This is a genomic window from Sandarakinorhabdus sp. (assembly GCF_031422795.1).
Classification (GTDB): domain Bacteria; phylum Pseudomonadota; class Alphaproteobacteria; order Sphingomonadales; family Sphingomonadaceae; genus Sandarakinorhabdus.
Genome location: NZ_JANPML010000332.1, coordinates 1 through 2,342 on the forward strand (window position 1 = coordinate 1; position 2,342 = coordinate 2,342).

A 2,342-nucleotide genomic window follows, 5' to 3' on the forward strand; every position below is an offset into this window, starting at 1 on the left:
GATCAGCAACGTCTCCATCGCCCCGCACACCGCCGTGCGGCGCAGCTTGGAGTTGACCACGATGGCCACCGCCTGACCGACATCGGCGCTGGCATCGACATAGACATGGTTGATGCCATCAAGATGCGCCAGCACCGGCACCCGCGCTTCGGCCTGCACGCGGGCCACCAGCCCCTTGCCGCCGCGCGGGATGATCACGTCGATCAGGCCATGCGCGGCCAGCATCGCGCCCACCAGCGCGCGGTCACCCGCCGGAACCATCTGCACCGCCGCGGCCGGCAGCCCGGCCTCGTGCAGGCCGTGCGCCACGCAATCGAGCAGCACGGCATTCGACCGCGCCGCCTCGCTGCCACCACGCAGCAGGCAGGCATTGCCGGCCATCAGGCACAGCGCCGCCGCGTCCGCCGTCACGCCGGGCCGGCTTTCATAGATGATGCCGATGACGCCCAGCGGCACCCGCACGCGTTCGAACTGCAGGCCATTGGGCTGCGTCCACTTCGCGATGATTTCGCCCACCGGATCGGCAAGGCCCGCCACGGTATCAAGCCCGGCAGCAATGCCCTCGACGCGGCCGGCATCCAGCGCCAGCCGGTCAACCAGCGCTGCCGACAGGCCGGCGGCGGCCGCCACATCGGCTGCGTTGGCGGCCAACAGGGCATCGCGGCGAGCGCGGATGGCCGCCGCTGCGGCACGAACGGCCTGCGCCTTCTGCGCGGTCGGGGCGGCCGCCAACACGGGCAGGGCGGCGCGGGCGGCACGGGCCATTTCCCCGATGAGATTGCTTGTCATAGCATCACCAGATGATCGGCGTGAACAAGCGCGGCGCGCGGCGCATAGCCCAGGATGGCAGCTTGCGCTTCGTTGCGCAGGCCCAGAATTGCTCGGGCATCATCGGCGTCATAGCCGGCCAGGCCGCGCCCGAGCAGTTCGCCCTGCGGGCCCATGATGGCCACCACGTCACCGCGCCGGAACTTGCCGTCAACCCCGCGCACGCCCGCCGCCAGCAACGAGGCGCCGCGCTTCAGGGCGGCCGCTGCGCCGGCATCCACCAGCAGCGTGCCGGCCACGGTGATGCGCCCGGCCAGCCACGCCTTGCGGCCCTTGGCGGCGCGCGGCGGCAGGAACAAGGTGCCGCCGCCGGCCGTCGCAAAATGAGTCAGCGGGCGATCGACCCGGCCATCGCAAATGGCCAGCGCGATCCCCGCGGCCCCGGCCATGCGCGCCGCCAGCAATTTTGCCGCCATGCCGCCCGAACCCATGCCGGAGCGTGTTTCGCCGGTGGCCATCGCCATGATCTCCGGCGTCAGCGCCTTCACGACTGTCAGGCGATTCGCCGCCGGGTCGGTCGCCGGATTGGCCGTGTAAAGGCCATCGACATCCGACAGCAGGATCACGCCACTGGCCCCCGCCGCTTGTGCGGCCCGCGCCGCCAGCCGGTCGTTGTCGCCAAAGCGGATTTCGGTGGTGGCCACCGTGTCATTCTCGTTCAGCACCGGCACCGCGCCCAGATCGAGCAGGCGGGCAATGGTGGCCGCCACATTCAGATAGCGCCGCCGGTCTTCCAGATCGCCCAGCGTCAGCAGCACCTGCGCTGCTGTCAGGCCCTGTGCGGCCAGCAAGGCTTCCCAAACGCCTGCCAGGGCCACCTGGCCCACCGCAGCAGCGGCCTGCGCGTCTTCAAGGCTGGCGCGGCCACCCTTTTCCAGGCCCAGCCGGCGCGCGCCCAGCGCAATGGCGCCGGACGACACAATGACGATCTGTTGGCCCTGTTGGCGGCGCGCGGCGATATCGGCCACCACGCCGGCCAGCCATTCGCTGCGCACTGCCCCGCCGGCATCCACCAGCAGCGACGATCCGATCTTCACCACCAGCCGCGGGCAGCTGGCCGGGTCGAACTGGCGCGCCGGGATTGCGTCTAGATCGGTGACCACGATTTGTCCGATTCCACCTTCATCGCCTGCGCGCGGCCGGCGATCTCCATCAGCTTGTCGAGCACCGGCTCGACGCCCTGCTTGGTGGCGGCGCTGACGGTGTAGATATGCTGACCGCTCGCCTTTTCCAGCGCCCGCTTCTTGGCGGCCAAAGCCTGCGGCGTGACCAGATCGACCTTGGACAAGGCCAGAATTTCCGGCTTGTTTTCCAGGCCGCCGCCATAGGCCGCCAATTCCTCGCGCACCACGCGCCATTGTTCGACCGGGCCAGGCAGGCTGGCATCGACCAGATGCAGCAGCACGCGGCAGCGTTCGATATGGCCAAGGAAGCGGTCACCGATGCCCACCCCTTCGGCAGCACCGGCAATGAGGCCAGGGATATCGGCCATCACCAGTTCCTGGCCCTTGTGC

Annotated in this window: 3 protein-coding genes; all 3 read right to left on the minus strand. The window is 69.9% G+C overall.

Features of this window, described 5'->3' with window-relative positions:
- Positions 1 to 789, minus strand: a 789-nt coding sequence (locus tag RMO81_RS11955) for a glutamate-5-semialdehyde dehydrogenase (protein WP_310476113.1), incomplete at its 3' end; no start/stop codon positions are given.
- Positions 786 to 1,931, minus strand: a complete 1,146-nt coding sequence (gene proB, locus RMO81_RS11960; protein WP_310476114.1) for a glutamate 5-kinase — start codon at positions 1,929 to 1,931, stop codon at positions 786 to 788. The genes proB and RMO81_RS11955, both read right to left, overlap by 4 nt.
- On the minus strand, positions 1,916 to 2,342 hold a 427-nt coding region (locus RMO81_RS11965; protein ID WP_310476115.1), incomplete at its 5' end, for a GTPase. The genes proB and RMO81_RS11965, both read right to left, overlap by 16 nt.